This is a genomic window from Halorubrum lipolyticum DSM 21995 (genome assembly GCF_000337375.1).
GTDB lineage: Archaea > Halobacteriota > Halobacteria > Halobacteriales > Haloferacaceae > Halorubrum > Halorubrum lipolyticum.
In genome coordinates this window covers 1-15224 of record NZ_AOJG01000030.1, presented here as the reverse complement: position 1 = coordinate 15224, position 15224 = coordinate 1, and the positions used below count along the sequence as shown (strand labels likewise).

16 protein-coding genes are annotated in these 15224 nt (G+C 71.8%); 10 read left to right on the top strand and 6 right to left on the bottom strand.

Annotation, left to right across the window (positions count from 1 at the left end; genetic code table 11):
* Window positions 1–11 precede the first annotated feature (11 nt).
* From C469_RS10485 to C469_RS10475, 3 genes are all read left to right on the top strand, one after another.
* Window positions 12–2441 carry a penicillin acylase family protein gene (locus C469_RS10485; RefSeq protein ID WP_008006437.1) on the top strand — a complete coding sequence of 810 codons (2430 nt, stop codon included), beginning with the start codon at window positions 12–14 and terminating at the stop codon, window positions 2439–2441.
* Window positions 2438–2773 carry a hypothetical protein gene (locus tag C469_RS10480; RefSeq protein ID WP_008006434.1) on the top strand — a complete coding sequence of 112 codons (336 nt, stop codon included), beginning with the start codon at window positions 2438–2440 and terminating at the stop codon, window positions 2771–2773. The genes C469_RS10485 and C469_RS10480 overlap by 4 nt, the downstream gene beginning before the upstream one ends.
* Window positions 2774–2910: 137 nt before the next feature.
* Complete coding sequence (locus C469_RS10475; protein ID WP_008006433.1) at window positions 2911–3771, top strand: DUF7260 family protein; 861 nt, start codon at window positions 2911–2913, stop codon at window positions 3769–3771.
* Window positions 3772–3805: 34 nt separating this feature from the next.
* On the opposite strand, the gene C469_RS10470 is transcribed toward C469_RS10475, so the two are convergent.
* Window positions 3806–5239, bottom strand: coding sequence for an MFS transporter (locus C469_RS10470; RefSeq protein ID WP_008006431.1), 1434 nt, complete (start codon window positions 5237–5239; stop codon window positions 3806–3808).
* A gap of 255 nt (window positions 5240–5494) precedes the next feature.
* Here C469_RS10470 and C469_RS10465 point away from each other — a divergent pair, with 255 nt between their 5' ends.
* Window positions 5495–6532 carry an NAD(P)/FAD-dependent oxidoreductase gene (locus C469_RS10465; protein ID WP_049911308.1) on the top strand — a complete coding sequence of 346 codons (1038 nt, stop codon included), beginning with the start codon at window positions 5495–5497 and terminating at the stop codon, window positions 6530–6532.
* 648 nt (window positions 6533–7180) lie between these two features.
* On the opposite strand, the gene C469_RS10460 is transcribed toward C469_RS10465, so the two are convergent.
* Window positions 7181–7459, bottom strand: coding sequence for a hypothetical protein (locus tag C469_RS10460; RefSeq protein WP_241430009.1), 279 nt, complete (start codon window positions 7457–7459; stop codon window positions 7181–7183).
* 340 nt (window positions 7460–7799) lie between these two features.
* On the opposite strand from C469_RS10460, the gene C469_RS10455 reads away from it, so the two are divergent.
* The 5 genes from C469_RS10455 (at window position 7800) to C469_RS10435 (ending at window position 11036) form a co-directional block, all read left to right on the top strand.
* Window positions 7800–8204: a hypothetical protein gene (locus C469_RS10455; RefSeq protein WP_008006426.1), complete on the top strand. Its 405-nt coding sequence runs from the start codon at window positions 7800–7802 to the stop codon at window positions 8202–8204.
* 98 nt (window positions 8205–8302) lie between these two features.
* A complete protein-coding gene (locus tag C469_RS10450) occupies window positions 8303–8605 on the top strand; it encodes a hypothetical protein (RefSeq protein WP_008006424.1) in 303 nt (100 codons plus the stop codon).
* Between the two features lie 112 nt (window positions 8606–8717).
* A complete protein-coding gene (locus tag C469_RS10445; protein WP_008006421.1) occupies window positions 8718–9638 on the top strand; it encodes a DNA adenine methylase in 921 nt (306 codons plus the stop codon).
* A 133-nt stretch (window positions 9639–9771) separates the two neighbouring features.
* The gene (locus C469_RS10440; protein WP_008006419.1) at window positions 9772–10221 is read left to right on the top strand and encodes a universal stress protein; all 450 of its coding nucleotides are present in this window, start codon (window positions 9772–9774) and stop codon (window positions 10219–10221) included.
* Entirely contained in the window at window positions 10221–11036 is an 816-nt protein-coding gene (locus C469_RS10435; protein WP_008006417.1) for a DUF63 family protein, read from the top strand. The genes C469_RS10440 and C469_RS10435 overlap by 1 nt, the downstream gene beginning before the upstream one ends.
* A 15-nt stretch (window positions 11037–11051) precedes the next feature.
* On the opposite strand, the gene C469_RS10430 is transcribed toward C469_RS10435, so the two are convergent.
* The 4 genes from C469_RS10430 to C469_RS10415 form a co-directional block, all read right to left on the bottom strand.
* A complete protein-coding gene (locus tag C469_RS10430; RefSeq protein WP_008006415.1) occupies window positions 11052–11534 on the bottom strand; it encodes a DUF456 domain-containing protein in 483 nt (160 codons plus the stop codon).
* 124 nt (window positions 11535–11658) lie between these two features.
* Window positions 11659–12240, bottom strand: a complete 582-nt coding sequence (locus tag C469_RS10425) for a DUF2150 family protein (protein WP_008006413.1) — start codon at window positions 12238–12240, stop codon at window positions 11659–11661.
* A gap of 136 nt (window positions 12241–12376) precedes the next feature.
* Entirely contained in the window at window positions 12377–13540 is a 1164-nt protein-coding gene (locus C469_RS10420; RefSeq protein ID WP_008006411.1) for an SDR family oxidoreductase, read from the bottom strand.
* Window positions 13537–14397 (bottom strand): TatD family hydrolase, encoded by an 861-nt coding sequence (locus C469_RS10415; protein ID WP_008006409.1) that lies wholly within the window; start codon window positions 14395–14397, stop codon window positions 13537–13539. The genes C469_RS10420 and C469_RS10415 overlap by 4 nt, the downstream gene beginning before the upstream one ends.
* A gap of 223 nt (window positions 14398–14620) precedes the next feature.
* On the opposite strand from C469_RS10415, the gene C469_RS10410 reads away from it, so the two are divergent.
* A partial coding sequence (locus C469_RS10410) for an acetamidase/formamidase family protein (protein WP_008006406.1) occupies window positions 14621–15224 on the top strand: 604 nt, incomplete at its 3' end.

Sequence of the window (15224 nt, the reverse complement as noted above, 5' to 3'; positions counted from 1 at the left end):
TCGGTCACGGGGTGACGAACGACACCACGCGCCGGGCCGTCCTCGCCGCCGCGTTAGCGGCCGGGACCGGCGGGATCGCGGCCTCGTCCGCGGCCGACCTCCTCGACTCGTTCGCCCCGCTCTCCGGCGAGGCGTGGGACGCGGCCGACCGGTCGCTCCCGGAGACCGTTACGAGCCCGCACGGCGACGCGGACGTGCGGGTCGACGGTGACGGCGTCCCGCACGTCGAAGCTGCCGACGAGGCCGCGGCGTACTTCGCGGTCGGCTACCTGCAGGCGTTCGACCGGCTCTTCGCGATGGACCTCCAGCGGCGGGTGATGCGCGGGCGGCTCTCGGAGGCGGTCGGCGAGTCGACCGTCGAGAGCGACGAGTTCAACCTCGCCATGGGGTTCGCCGACGCCGCCGAGGCGACGTGGGACCTCGTGCGCGAGACCCCGGCCGGGCCGCTCGTCGAGGCGTTCGCCGACGGTGTCAACGCCGCGATCGAGGCCGAGCCGCTCCCGCTGGAGTTCGCGCTGGTCGGTCACGAGCCGCGGCCGTGGACCCCGGTCGACTCGATGCTGATGGAAAAGCAGATCTCGTGGACGCTCACCGGCGACTTCTCGGCGCTCCGCCGGGCGGTCGTCGTCGACCGTCTCGGCGCGGACCGCGCTGACGAGCTGTTCCCGCGGCGACTCGACCACGACGCGACGATCCTCGACGGCGACGAGACGCGGCTCGGAGGCGGGAGCAGGAGGCGGGTCGGCGGTCCCGACCGGCGACGGGTCGCCGCTTCCGACCCCGTCGACGCCGACCTCACGGCGTGGCTCTCCGGGTTCGAGTCCCCGACCGGCGTCGGCTCGAACAGCTGGGTCGTCTCGGGCGAGCACACGGCGAGCGGGACGCCGATCGTCGCGTACGACCCGCACCTGTCGCTGATGGCCCCGCCGCTGTGGTACGAACAGGGCGTCGAGACCCCGGAGCGGTCGGTCCGCGGGGCGACGTTTCCGGGCGTCCCCTTCGTCATCGCGGGCGCCAACGACCGCGGGACGTGGTCGTTCACCAACGTCGGCGCCGACGTGCTCGACTGCTACCGCTACGAGACCGACGAGGCGGGCGAGCGCTACCGCTACGACGGCGAGTGGCGCGAGTTCGAGACCGAGACGCGGACGATCCCCGTGTCGGGCGGCGAGGACCGCGAGATCGAGACCAAGCGGACGGTCCACGGCCCCCTGATCGAGCGCGAAGGACGGCGGGTCGGCGTCGCGTGGACCGGCCACACCGCGACCCGGACCACGGTCGCGATCGACGAACTGGGGCGAAGCGAGGGGTTCGACGACGCGCTCGCGGCCGCGCGGAAGTTCGACCTCCCGACCCAGAACCTCGTGTACGCCGACGCCGACGGGCGGACGATGTACTACGCGACCGGGAAGCTCCCGATCCGCGAGGTCGACGGCGAGGCGGTCGCCGGCGACCGGATCTTCGACGGCTCCGCCGGCGAGGGGGAGTGGGCGGGGTTCGAGCCGTTCGGCCGGTCCTCGTGGGACGGGTTCGTGCCCTTCGAGGAGAAACCCCACGCGATCGACCCGGACGCGCTCTCGACCGCGAACCAGCGCGTGATCGACGACCCGCGCCACTACGTCGGCGTCGCGTACGCGACTCCCTACCGCGGTATGCGAATCGCCGACCGGCTCGACGACGCGATCGAGTCCGACGAGCCGACCGACCCGGCCTTCCACCGCGCGCTCCAGCGGGACGTTCGCGACGGGCGCGCGGCCCAGTTGGTGCCCGACTTGATCGCGGCGGTCGAGGCCGCGGGCGAACGTGCGGACGAGGATCCGTCGGACCGTGCGACTGCGGCGGCCGAGGCCCTCGACGACTGGGACTACCGGATGGACAGAGACTCCCGCGCCGCGCTCGTGTTCGCGCGGTGGCTCGACCGGTTCCGCGAACTCGCTTTCGAGCCGACGTTCGACGCGGCCGACCTCGGCGAGGCGTACCGCCCGAGCGACTGGGTGCTCGCGGCGCTGCCCGACGACGATCCGATCTTCGCCGACCGCTCGCGCCCGGAGACCATGGTCGCGGCGCTGGAGGAGTCGCTCGCGGAGATCGCCGAGGCGGGGTGGGAGACGTACGGCGACTGGAACTCGACGGCGGCGATAACCCACCCGCTCGGCGGCGAGGCGCCCTTCTTGAACTACGACGAGATCCCGGTCGACGGCTCCCGCGCCACCGTGATGAACTACCGGGTCGACGACGCGGTTGGGTCGAGCTGGCGGATGGTCGTTCGGCCCGGGACCGACGCCACGGCGGTGATCCCCGGCGGCAACTCCGGCGACTACTTCTCCGAGCACTACGACGACCAGCTCCGGGCGTGGCTGGCGAACGACCAGAAGCCGATGTCGCTGAGGAGACCGCCCGACGCCGACGAGACGGTCGCGTTCAGAGGTGACTCGTCGTGACCGACCCCGACGCGCTCCTCGACCGGGTCCGGACCGACTCCCGCCCCCACGCCGTCGCCCTCGCGGTCGCGCTCGTCGCCGGCGTCGCCCTCGCGTCGGTCCACTGGCTCGGGCTCGTCGCCGCCGGCGCGGCGGCCGCGCTCGTGGCTCCCACGTTCCGCCGCGGCGTCGCGTACGCGTTCGCGGCGGGGGTGATCGCGCTGGCCGCCTTCGCCGTCTCCCTCGGGCCCGCGGCCGCGTTCGTCCCCGAGATGCGCCCGGTCGTTTACGTCACCGTCGGCGGCGCCCTCGGGCTCCCGCTGCTCGGGTCGCTCGCGAGGGGCGTCGCCTAACCGCGGGAGAGTCGCCTCGCCGCCAGTGGCGAGGGGGGTCGGTGGCTCCGGAGCCCTATTGAGCGCCCCGTACCGCTCTCGTGCGCCCCGTATCGCTATTATAAGCGTTTACGTGGGCGATACGCGACCGATGCGGTATGGCAACGACGACCGAGCCGACGGACGGGGGCCCCGGGCTGCTGGACGAGGCGCGCGCGGCGCTCCGCGTCGAGCGGCGACGCGTCGGCGACGAGCGCGAGGCGTTCCGCGCCTTCCGCGGGCGCGTCGCGTCCGTCCCGTCGGAACCGGTCCGAACGGACGGCGGCGCGGGACCGGTCGCGGGCGGCGGAGGCGGCGGACCGATCGGCGTCGCCGGGGGAGCCAGGGCGGTCGGGCCCTCCGGAACCGCCGAGTCCCCCGGATCGGGGCCGCCGGCTGGGTCGGGGCTCGTCGCGGTGAGGGACGCGTACCGAGAGACGGTGATGTCCGTCCCCCACTACGAGGACGAGTACGACGACACCTACGAGCGGAGCGTCGCCGAGGAGTTCTCTCCGGAGCTCGCGTACGCGCTCACGCGGGGGTCGCGGTTCCACGCCGAGTGCAAGCGGTCCCTGCTGGACGCGACGAAGACCGCGACCGAGGAGCGCGAGCGGTTCGCCGACACGGTCCGGTCGGAGGCGGAGTCGGTCGAACGGGCCGCCTCCCGGCTCACCCCGATCCGAAGCGAGGTCGCGTCGACCGCCCGGAGGGAGTTCTCCGAGGACGGGTTCGGGACGCTCGACGCCTATCGCGCTCGGTCCGAGGCCCTGATCGACGACTGCGACCGGATCGCCGCGCGCCGCCAGCGGGAGCTCGCGTCTCACGAGCGCGACCTCGCGATCGCCGGCGACATCGACGTTCCCACGTACCTCTATCAAGACCTCTCGGCGACGTACCCCGTGCTGGCGACGGTCGGCGCGGTCGGCGACCGACTCGACGAGCTGAAGCGGCGGATCGAGCGGGCGATGGCCGAGGCGTAGCCGAGTGGAACGGGACCGTCTATCGACCGGCCGGCTACTCGGCGGCCGGGTCGGTCGGGTTCGCCGGGTCCGTCGGGTCTCCCTCCAGCCCGGACCCGCTCGGCGGGCGGAGCAGGAGCGCCGCCAGCCCCGCGGCGATCGCGAGCCCGCCGCCGAGCGCGAACGTCGGGATCCAGCCGGCGGTCGCGACGAGGTAGCCGGCCACGGTGCCGGCGAACACCCCGCCGCCGACCTTGGCGGTGTAGAGGACCGCGTAGTTCCCGGAGGAGTTCCTGGCGCCGTAGTAGTCGGCGATCACCGACGGGAAGTAGACGAACAGCGGCGAGGAGAAGAACATCGCCGCCATCACCAGCGCGACGAACGCGACCCCGGCCTCGGCCCGCCCGGCACCGATCAGCGCGAGGCGGAACACCCCAGCGAGGACGAACGAGGCCGCCATCACCCGCTTGCGGTCGAAGCGGTCGGACGCCTCCCCGAGGATCATCCGCGAGACGCCGGCGGCGACGGGCAGCAGGGTCGCGGACGCGGTCGCGACGACCGCTCTCAGCCCGAACTGCTCGGCGAACCGGACGACGTTGGCGATGACGAGCAGGTCGGCCCCGGCCATCGCGACGAACATCGCGTACAGCAGCCAGAACTGCCACGTCGAGAGCATCTCGCGGGTGGTGTACGCGCGGCCGCGGAGCGACGCCGCGAGGCCGTCGCTTCCGTCGCCGCCCTCGTCGTCGCCTCCCGCCCCGTCGCCGTCCCCGCCGCCCCCGTCGAGCCCGAGCCAGTCGTCCGGCGGGTCTCGGAGGAGGAACGCGCCGACGAGCGTCACGACGAGGATGCCGAGCCCGACGTTGCGAAGCACGTCGCTGTAGGCGGCGACGGTGGCGTTCGCGCGGACGTACGGGACCACGAGCGCGCTCCCGGCCGCGAACGCCATCGTCCCGACGCCGGTGGTGAGTCCCGTCCGGTCCGGGAACCACTTGACCGCGGTGTTGACCGCGACGGTGTACACGATCCCCACGCCGACCGCGCCGAGCGAGTACAGCAGGTACAGCTGCCAGAGCGTCGTCGCGTAGGCGAGCCCGACGTACCCGCCCCCGGCGAGCAGGGCGGCGAGGAAGGTGAGCGCGCCCGGCCCGCGGCTGTCGCGCCACTTCCCGGCGGGGAACTGCGAGAGCGACTGGAAGACGACGTAGAAGGAGAACACCGCGCCGAGCGCGGGCAGGGCGATGTCGAGGCTCTCGGCCAGCGGCTGTTCGATCGACGACCAGACGTACTGGTAGGGGCTCACCGCCGCCATCATCCCCGCGGCGGCGGCGATCTGCCACCAGCGGGAGAAGCCGAGGATCTCGGACGCCCGCCCGGCGTAGTCCACGCCGGAACCGGCCGACGCCTCGGGGTCGGTCGCGGGGGAGTCGGCCGGGGGGCCGTCGGCTGTGGGGGAGTCGTCCGGGGGACCGTCGGCGTCGTCAGCCATCGGCACCGTCCGTTCCGCGTCCGGTCGTGTCGTGGGTCATGAGAGTGTCGGAGTCAGGCCCGTCCCGTTCGCCGGGCCGGCGGGTCGTGTGCGCACGCTGTCGGCACGCGGAAATAAAACGCGTCGTCGGGGTGGTTCTTGCCCCCTCGTACGCGGGCGTCCGTTCGCGTGGCCGCCGACAGAGACGACCCCGGCGCCGAGCCCGACGACGACCCCGAGCGACCGATTAAGTGACTGCGACCCCTCCCAGTGACCGTGACACACATCGGCATCGTCGGCGCGGGCGCGGGGGCCGCGGCCGCGGCGTTCACCGTCGACGGCGCGCTTCCGGACGCGGACGTGACGGTCTTCGAGAAGTCCGGCGGGCTCTGCGGTCGCGCGGCGACCCGCCGGCACGACGAGTTGACCTACGACTACGGCGCGAACTACCTGAAGGCCGACGACGAGCGCGTCGTCGAGCTGATCACGGAGACGCTCGACGACGAGGGGCTCGTGGACGTCACCGAACCGATCCACGTCTTCGACGCCGACGGCGAGGTCTCGCCCGGTCGCGACGCGGACGAGCACAAGTGGAGCTACCGACGGGGGCTCACGCAGATCGCGAAGCGGCTCTTCGGCCGGACCGACGCGACGGTGCACCGCCGGACGCGGATCGAGACGGTCCGCCGGGTCGGCGACCGGTGGGAGGTCGACGACGCGGACGGCGAGACGCGGGGGCCGTTCGACGCTCTCCTGTTGAATCCGCCGGCGCCCCAGACCGCCGACCTCCTCCGGGGCGCGGAGTGGGATTCGCCGGTCCGCGAGGCGCTCGTCGACGCCGTCGGCGACGTGGCGTACCGCACCGTCTGGACCGCGGTGCTGCGCTACCCGTTCCCGCTCGACGTTCCCTACTACGGGCTCGTCAACACCGACAAGGAGCACGCCGTCGGGTGGCTCTCCCGCGAGGAGTGCAAGCCCGGCCACGTCCCCGACGGCGAGAGCCTGCTGGTCGTGCAGGCGAACCACGAGTGGTCGGTCGAGCGCTACGACGCGGACCCGGCCGAGAACGTCGCGAGGCTCGCCGGACACGCCGCGGACATCCTCGGCGACGACCGACTGGCGGACCCGGCGTGGACCGACCACCAGGGCTGGCGGTACGCGCAGCCGGAGACGGGCGTCGATCGCGGCCCGATCGACTCCGCCCGTCGGGAGGGGCTGTACGTCCTCGGCGACTGGGTCGCGGGCGAGGGACGGCTCCACGCCGCGCTCGCGAACGGCCTCGACGTCGGCGAGCGGGTCGCGTACGGGCTCTGAACCGCGGTCGAGGAAGTGGCAAAAAGCGGAGTCGTCGAAACCCTCAGCCGGTGAGACGCCTGGCCCCGTTGCGGTCACCGCAGACACGGCAGTGAGCGACAGCGGGAGTGGGTATTGCAGGTCGGTGGCAGTAATTCAGTATTTAAACAGCTGTGAGCGATAGCAGCGATCACTTATAAGTGCGGTGCGGTGGCGCGCCCCGGTGAGCGGCCCGCAGGGCCGCGAACCGACGGTGCGAGGGAGTCGCTGGCGCCGAGGGCGCCAGCGACGAGGCTGGGGAGGCGTGAGGTGCTGTGCGGGGCGGGACTCAAAGGGGCAGCCGTGAGGGCGGCGCAGGCGACTCAAGCACCGCAACGAGGGAGCGAGAGCGACCGAGTGAGGAGCGCAGCGAGCGTGCGCCGCCCGCAGCGGCTGGGGCTTTGGAGGTCGTCACCGCGGAAGGGTCGCTCGCCGATACACAGCCGCCAGCAACATCACTCAGCCGTTTATAAACAACCGCTTCACAAATTTGCTATACCCACTCCCGCTGTCGATCGAGACGCAGTTCTCAGCGACCGTCGAGCTCGAACGCGAAGCGGTCCGAAGAAGAAGATCTCGACAGGCCCGAAATAACGGGTGTCCGTCCGGCGGTTCGGTATCGACGCGTCGTTAGCTGCGGGTGAAGCGGTACTCGACGGTCCCCAGTCCGGGGAGGCTGACGCGACCGACCGTCTCGCGGTCGACGTGTCGAGCGAGCGAGCGCGCCAGGACTCCGAGCGCGACGACGCCGGCGAGGACAACGAGCGAGACGAGCGGGGACGCGGCCACGAGCACGCCGACGGCGATCAGCGCGAGGAAGGCGAACGAGGCGCGGACGATGCCCTCGGGCGCGACGTTGGGTCCCGGGGACCGGCCGGCGGCCGGAAAGTCGTTTGTCATCGGTTGCATGGATACAAGTCGGTTCTCGGAGTGTAAAAACCTTTCATATTGCAAATATGTTTTGAGAAATGGTGGCACACCACACTCAACGAAACGGTCTAAAACGGTTGTTAATGCGGTGTAACTGTTGACATGGTACTCGTTCGTACACTAGTAACAGATCTAGTACGTATGCCCGTCTCCGGTGGCGGGGCGGGACCGAAGACGTCGTCCGATAGGCGGTCTCGATCGGGGATCGGTCGGCGATCGGACCGACGCTCAACAAACCGGCACCTCGCGAACCGACGCTCCACAAACCGGCACCTCGCGAACCGGAGGGCTTCTGCCCTTCGCTCGCGTCCGTCCGACCATGACCCCCACACCGGCGTCCGGCGGACGGGGTAACGCCCCCTACTGGACGACCGTCGTCGTCGCCGCGCTGTACCTGCCGGCGTCGATCGCCGCCCGGGCGCTGGTCGACCCGGCGTACGCCGCCGGACGGCGGAGCGTGCCGCGAGCGGTCGCCGACGCGGCGGGCACGCTGCCCGCGACGCTCGTCGCCGGGGCGCTGTGGCTCGCGGTCGCCGGCGCGTTCCTGTACGTCTTCGCCGCGGAGCTCGACGCGATGCGGACCCGGACCGCGTGGTCGCCGCCGGCCAAGGGGTACCTGATTCTCGCGGCCGGCTCCCTGCTGGCGCATCCGGTTTCGGGGGTCCCCTTCCTCTACCTGCTCGTCCCCGCCTACACGCTCCACCGCGGGCTGCGAGTGCGATAGGCGACGACGCGCGGAAACCGGGTCGGCCGCCCGCCGCTCGACTCCCGCGGCCCGTACTTTTATTTCGTTACAATTCGTGATGTAGATACGAACAGTCAATGTCAACGACTCACGATATCCCTTCCGAACGAACGGAGGCGGTCGGAACGCCGGAACGCCGCCGGGTCATCGCCGGGCTCGCGGACGGAACGGTCGAGACGGTCGCCGACCTGCAGCTCCGCGGCCGGGCCGACGAGATCGCCGCCGAACTCCGCGAGACCCACCTCCCCGTTCTCGAGGAGGCCGGCTACATCGAGTGGAACCGGGAGGACGGGACGATCGAACCCGGACCGAACTTCGAGGAGGTGGCCGACCACATCGCCGACCTCCCCGCCCCGGACGGGGAGCCCGCCGACGACTGAACCCGGGCGACCGGCCTCGACGCCGTCGGGTCCGTCTCGCTAGCCCACGCCGGACCGCCCCGAGCCGCGCCCGAGACGTTTATAGGTCGCGGCGGGCGACCCCAGACATCGCATGGCCGAGCCGATACTGAAGTGGGCCGGCGGGAAGCGGCAGCTCCTCGACGAGCTGTACGTCCGGTTCCCGGCGACGTACGGCCGCTACCACGAGCCGTTCGTCGGCGGCGGCGCGGTGTTCTTCGACCTCGAACCGTCTGACGCGACCGTCAACGACGCGAACCCGCGGCTGGTGAACTTCTACGAGCGGGTGCGCGACGACCCCGAGGCGCTGATCGACCGACTGGCGTCGTTCGACGACCCCGACGCCGACCCGGACCCAACCCTCCCGTACGCCGAGGAGACGGCCCGCGGCCGCGACGTGGAGAGCTACTACTACCAGCAGCGCGCGCGGTTCAACAGGCGGCCGTACGAGGGCGAGTTCGACCCGCTCGAGGAGGCCGCGCTCCTCCTGTACCTCAACCGCACCTGCTACAACGGGCTCTACCGCGAGAACGCCGACGGCGGATTCAACGTCCCCGTCGGTCGCTACGCGAACCCCGACTGGGTCCAGCGCGAGCGTATCCGCCGAGCGAGCGACGCGCTCGCGGACGCGACGGTCCGGAACGGGGACTTCGGGTACGTCCTCGACGCCGCGGAGCCGGGCGATCTGGTCTACTTCGATCCCCCCTACGAGCCGATGAGCGCGACCGCGAGCTTCAACGAGTACAGCGCCGAGGGGTTCGACCGCGAGGACCAACGCCGGCTGCTCGACGTTGCGACCGAGCTCGACGACGCCGGCGTGCGGGTCGTTCTCAGTAACAGCGGCGTGATGCACGAGCCGTACGCGGAGGCGGGATTCCGCGTCGATCGCGAGAGCGCGACCCGAGCGATCAACAGCGACGCGGGGAACCGCGACGAGGTCGACGAGATCGTCGCGACCAACGTCCCGCCGGCGGAGCGGTGCGAAGCTGGCCAACGCGACCTCGCGGAGTTCTGAGGGCGGGCTTGAACTTCTGAGGGCGGGCTTGGGGACGGGCGCGCCCGCTCGTCCGCGACCGCCTCGTTCGCGACCGCCTCGGCGGCGACCGCAGAGGGCGGGCTTTTTGCCCTCCCCCGCCGACGACTCGCGTATGACGGATCTCGACATCGACCTCGTCCTCGTGTCGGTGGACGGCAGCGAGGAGTCCCACGAGGCGGTCGACTACGCGATCGCCGTCGCCGCCGAGTACGGCGCGAGCGTCCACGCCTTATACGTCCTCGACGAGGACGTGGTCCGCGCCATCGACCACGGCGTGGTCGACGAGGACGACGTGGCCGACGACACCGAGGCGTTCACCGACTCCGTGGCGCGGCGCGCGGAGGCGGCCGGAATCGCCCACAGCAACTCCATCGCCTACGGCTTCTCCACCGAGGTGAAGACGGTCCACCCGGGAAGCGTGGTGCTCGACACCGCCGAGGAGTTGGAGTCCGACTTCATCGTCGTCCCCCGCGAGCCCGTCTCCGGCGACCCCGGCGAGGTGCTCGGGAAGGCCGCCGAGTACGTCCTCCTGTACGCCAGTCAGCCCGTGCTGTCCGTCTGATGGTCGGCGGTCTCCCCTTCGTCCCGGAGGGAACGACTCTCCCGCCGGTGCCGTACCTCCTCGTCGTCCTGCTCGCGACCGCCGGGGTCGTCGCCGCGCTCCGCCGCCGGCGCCCGCGGGTCACCGGTCGGCGCGTGCTCGCGCTCGCCCCGTGGATGGCGCTCGGCTCCGCGGCCCACGTCCTCTACGTCGTCGGCGCGCTCCCGCCCCTCCTCGCCCCCTTCGCCGGCTCGCCGACCGTCTACCTCACGGTGGGGTCGCTGGCGGGCGCAGCGTGGCTCACCGCCGACGCCGTCCGCCCCGACCGAGTACCGGCCGCCCTCGCCGCAAGCGGTGCGCTCTGCCTCGTCCCCGTCGTCGCGGCCGCGGTCTCGACCGGGCTCTCGCCGGCGGGCGCGCGCTGGTCGACGATCGCGCTCGCCCTCACGCTCCCGATCGCCGGCGTCGTCTGGGTCGGCCTGACGCGGCTCCGGCCAGAGACCGCGGTCACCGGCGGCGTCGGCGCCCTCGCGGTGTTCGGCCACGCGCTCGACGGCGTCTCGACCGCGGTTGGGACGACCCACCTCGGCTTCGGCGAGCGCACGCCGGTCTCGCGGATCCTGCTGGAGTTCGACTGGATCTCGTCGGTCCCGGTGCTCGGCGAGGGGTGGGTGTTCCTGCTGGTGAAGCTCGCGGTCGCGAGCGCCGTCGTCTGGCTGTTCGCCGAGTACGTCCGGGAGACGCCCGCCGAGGGCTTCCTCCTGCTCGGCTTCGTGGCCGCCGTTGGACTGGGGCCCGCGGCGCACAACCTGCTGCTGTTCGCGGTGGCGGCGTGAGGTCGGAGCTCGGCGTCAGAGGACGGCGAGCGCGAACGCGACCGTGACGCCGGCGAGCATGACCGCCTGAACGACCGCGCTGGCGAGGGCGCCGACCACCGCGTAGGCCGCTTGCCGAGCGGCAACGCGCGGGTCGGCGTCGTTCTCGTAGAGCGCGGCGAGGAAGACGGTGCCGCCCAGCCCGACGACGATCCCGATCGGCCCCAACACGAACAGGAGCGCGATGCCCGCGAGCGTCCCGACGACGACCGATCGGGTCGAGGCGCCGCCGAGCCGCCCGGAGACCATCCCCGACACCAACTCCGCGACGGAGGCCAGAAGCGAGAGGAGGACAAGCGCGAGCAGCGCGGCGAGGCCCGGCTCGGCGAAGCCGGTGGTGTACGCGTAGCCGACGACGGTCAGCGCCGCGAGGACGCCGCTCGGCACGAACGGCACGAACGAACTGGCCGTCCACACGACGAGCAGCGCGATCGCGATTCCGGCCGCGGAGACTGCCATACACGGGTGTGGTCGCGCGAGTTCATAACGGTTTATCAGGCCGCCGTTGCGGCCGTTCGGTGCCCCGACGGCTCGTCGGGGTCGGGCGAGCCGGGAGAAACGAAGCCCGAATCGACCGCCGCGCTCAGTCTTCTTCCTCGACGACTTCCGGGTCCTCGATGGCCGACTGCAGGGAGTCGAGCCCGTTGACCCACTCGGAGACGAGCCCGTACTCCAAGTCCTCGACGAGGTCGATGTCGAGGACCTCGCCGTCGATGATCCGGGTGCCGGCCTGGACGATGTAGCCGAGCGCGGCGTCGAGGTCGTCGTCGGCCTCGGCGTCGGCGGCCGCGCGCACGAACTCGCTCACGTCGCCCTCGACGACGCCGCCGACGACGTACTCCTCGGCCGCGTAGAAGACGGGGACGAGCGAGGTCTGGACGCCGTCGATCAGCATCACCTTGTCCTCGTCGTCGAACTCCACGTCGGCGAGCACGATCTCGCGGACGGTGCGGATCTCCTCGACCGCGCGGTCCTCGTCGATGCGCCCGTCGTCGAGCGCCGCGAGCACCTTCACGACCGCGATCGCGGCGTCGTCTTGGAGGTTCAACAGGAGCCGGGCCGAGTCCTCGTTTTCGGGGTCCAACTCCTCTTCTTTCAGCCGGTCGAGCCAGTTCTGCCAGCGTTCGTCGGTATAGAACGTTTCAACGGCGTCGTCGTCGGTCATGTGCGGTACGTCGCCCGGACTACTCAAATGCCTTTCCTATCGATCGTCCCGAGAGACGGCCTCTCACCCGCTCGACGCCGGGATTCGGGCGCTCGGAGCTACCCCCCTCACGTCATCGGGTCGTCGCCGACGGCAGTCACGTCATCGGGTCGTCGCCGACGGACGGGTTCGCGCGAGCGTACGCCACGAGTCGGTCGACGTACGACTCGAACGGCGGGACCGAGACCCCGGTCCCGGACAGCGCCTCGCGCGCGTTCGGGCACCGGTAGCGGGTCGGGTGGTCGAAGTAGTCGATCGTCGCCGGCTCGACTGCGACTCCCGCGGCCGAGAGCAGCCGGGCCGCCGCCTTCGCGAGCCGCTTCGGGGTCGGAACGGTCACCGTCCGGCGGCCGGCCGCGTCGCTCAGCGCCGCGACGAACGCCGGGACCGTCAGCGGCTCCGGGTCGCAGAGCTGGTACGTCTCGCCCATGGTCTCCGGCCGCCCGCTCAGCTCCGCGATCGCGTCGACGACGTAGTCGCGGGGCACGACGTTCAGCTCGGTCTCGTCGGCGCCGGGGACCGAGAACGCGACCGCGAGTCGCCCGGGCTGCACCAGGAGCAGCCGGAGGAGGTTGTACGGCCCGTCGAGCTTGTCGGTCTCGCCGGTCTCGCTGTCGCCGACGGCGATCGCGGGCCGGTAAATCGTCGCCGGGAGCCCGTCGGCCATCCGCTCCCGCACCGCGACCTCCGCGCGGTGCTTCGACGCCTCGTAGTGATTGTTGAACGACTGACCCTCCCGGAGGTGATCGGCGGTGAAGACGCCGTCGTACCGGCCGCTGACGTAACACGTGCTCACGTAGTGGAGCCGGTCGACCCCGAGCCGCTCGCAGGCGTCGAGGACGTGTTCGGTCCCGCGGACGTTCACGGCCGCCGCGAGGTCGGCGTCGACGCTCAGGTCGTACACCGCCGCGAGGTGGTAGACTTCCTCGACGCCCGCCAGCAGGTCCGGGTCGTCGAGCGCCGAGCCGAGCCCCAGGTCCGGCTCCGTGATATCCCCCTCGTAGAGGTGGGCGGCCGGGTCGGTCGCGGGGGCGTCGTCGACCGCGGGGGCGGCGGCAGCGGCGTCGCCCTTCCACTTGCCGCCGACCGCCGACACGATCTCTCTGGCGCGCTCCTCGGCCAGCTCGCGGTACTGCGGCTGTATCAGGCACGCCACCGGGCCGTCGCCGCGGTCGAGGACCCTCCGGAGCAGCGCGGAGCCGAGGAACCCGGGGAAGCCGGTGAACAGGACCTCCGGGGGCGCGGCATGGGAATCGCTCACGACGTCGACTCCCCGAGCGTCGCCTCCGTGTCGATCCCGTACACCGCCTCGGGCGTCTCGACGTGCGCGCGCCGGACCGCGTCGTCGTACCCCTCTTCGAGCATCCAGCGGACCCGGCGCGGGACCGTCTTCGGGCCGAGCACCATCCCCGGCTTCTCGGGGTCGTCGACGAAGTCGGTCTCCATCAGGAAGGGCTCGCCCGACTCGGCGGCGCGCTCCAGCCGGTCCTTCTCGCTCATCACGCTCGGGGTCGGCCCCGCGAGTCGCCCCTCGGCGTAGTGTTTCACGACGTTCGTCGGGTCGAGCCCGGACTCCTCGGCGACGGCCGCCAGGTCGGTGAGGTCCTCGCTGGCCTCGGTGTGGAGCTGGACGGCGCAGTCGAGCGCGGCGCCCAGCTCGAACGCGCGCCGCGTGACCGCGTTCGAGGCGTCCCAGACCGCGTCGCTCACGTCGTAGTGCGGACGGCCGGACTTCAGCGCGAGCGCCCGGTCGTCGGCGACGAACTCGCTCGCGACCTCGATCCCGCCCTGCATCAGGTCGCGGGCCGCCTCGGGGGAGAACCCCCGCTCGTCGACGAGCCGGCTGATCAGGCCGGGGTGGACGCCGAGGACGGGCCACGCGCGCCCCGGGAGCGCGTCGTTCGCCTCTGCGACCGCGTCGAGCGTCTCCTCGAAGACGGGCCGGAAGTCGGCCGGCTCGTCGGGCTCGACGCCGAGGTGCCACGACGGCTTGTTCACCACGAGCAGGTGGGTGCCGCCGAGCCGGACGAAGTCCTCGACGGCGTCGACCCCGCGACCGTGCCGCGGGTCGAGGTGGAGGTGATTGTCGAGCACCGGCGTGTCGAGGTCGTCGGTCATGACCGAGGAAGGACCGGACGACGCTTATAAACAACGGCTGCGGGCGTCGGGACCGTTCGCGGGGAGTCGGGGTCGCTCGAAGTCACATCGGTGTGCCGATGGGCGCGTCTGCCCTCGCGCTCTCAGCCCTCGCGCTCTCCGCTCCTTCTGGGGGTCGCCGTCGCGGTCGCAACCGCGCACCGAGCGCAGGTTTTTGTCCGCGCGCGCCCGAGTCGAAGCCGACATGTCACGAGGTCACGTCTCACACCGCGACGGCCACGTCTACGATTTCTCGCCGGCGATGGAGCCCGTCTACGAGGCGACCGACGGCGAGTCGCTCACGATCGAGACGATCGACAGCCTGAACGGCGCGATCCAGACCGACGACGACCGCCTCGACGCCATCCCGGAGGAGGTGAACGCCGCGACCGGACCGATCGCGGTCGAGGGGGCGCGCCCGGGGGACGTGCTCGCGGTCGAGATCGAGGACGTGCGCGTCACCGAGGACCGCGGGCGCGTCCTCACGGCGCCCGGGTTCGGACTCCTGCGAGACGATCCGGATATCGATCACCCGGCGACGCGGATCACCGAGGTGGACGCCGGAAGCGACGGGCGTGACGAGAGCGACGGACGTGACGAGGGCGACGGCGACGAGGACGGGGGCGGCGACGACCACGGCGGCACCGGCGGCGGACGGATCGAGTTCGAGGGCCTCGACGTGCCGATCGAGCCCGTGATCGGCACGATCGGCGTCGCCACCGCCGAGGAGACTATCTCGACGCTCACGCCGGACGACCACGGGGGCAACCTCGACACGACCGACATGACCGCCGGGACGACCGCGTACT

Coding starts and splice junctions, on each gene's coding strand:
- C469_RS10435 (WP_008006417.1), top strand. CDS start 10,221: ATGGTCGGCGGTCTCCCCTTCGTCCCGGAGGGAACGACTCTCCCGCCG.
- C469_RS10460 (WP_241430009.1), bottom strand. CDS start 7,459: ATGCAACCGATGACAAACGACTTTCCGGCCGCCGGCCGGTCCCCGGGA.
- C469_RS10415 (WP_008006409.1), bottom strand. CDS start 14,397: ATGACCGACGACCTCGACACGCCGGTGCTCGACAATCACCTCCACCTC.
- C469_RS10430 (WP_008006415.1), bottom strand. CDS start 11,534: ATGGCAGTCTCCGCGGCCGGAATCGCGATCGCGCTGCTCGTCGTGTGG.
- C469_RS10475 (WP_008006433.1), top strand. CDS start 2,911: ATGGCAACGACGACCGAGCCGACGGACGGGGGCCCCGGGCTGCTGGAC.
- C469_RS10455 (WP_008006426.1), top strand. CDS start 7,800: ATGACCCCCACACCGGCGTCCGGCGGACGGGGTAACGCCCCCTACTGG.
- C469_RS10425 (WP_008006413.1), bottom strand. CDS start 12,240: ATGACCGACGACGACGCCGTTGAAACGTTCTATACCGACGAACGCTGG.
- C469_RS10440 (WP_008006419.1), top strand. CDS start 9,772: ATGACGGATCTCGACATCGACCTCGTCCTCGTGTCGGTGGACGGCAGC.
- C469_RS10470 (WP_008006431.1), bottom strand. CDS start 5,239: ATGGCTGACGACGCCGACGGTCCCCCGGACGACTCCCCCACAGCCGAC.
- C469_RS10450 (WP_008006424.1), top strand. CDS start 8,303: ATGTCAACGACTCACGATATCCCTTCCGAACGAACGGAGGCGGTCGGA.
- C469_RS10445 (WP_008006421.1), top strand. CDS start 8,718: ATGGCCGAGCCGATACTGAAGTGGGCCGGCGGGAAGCGGCAGCTCCTC.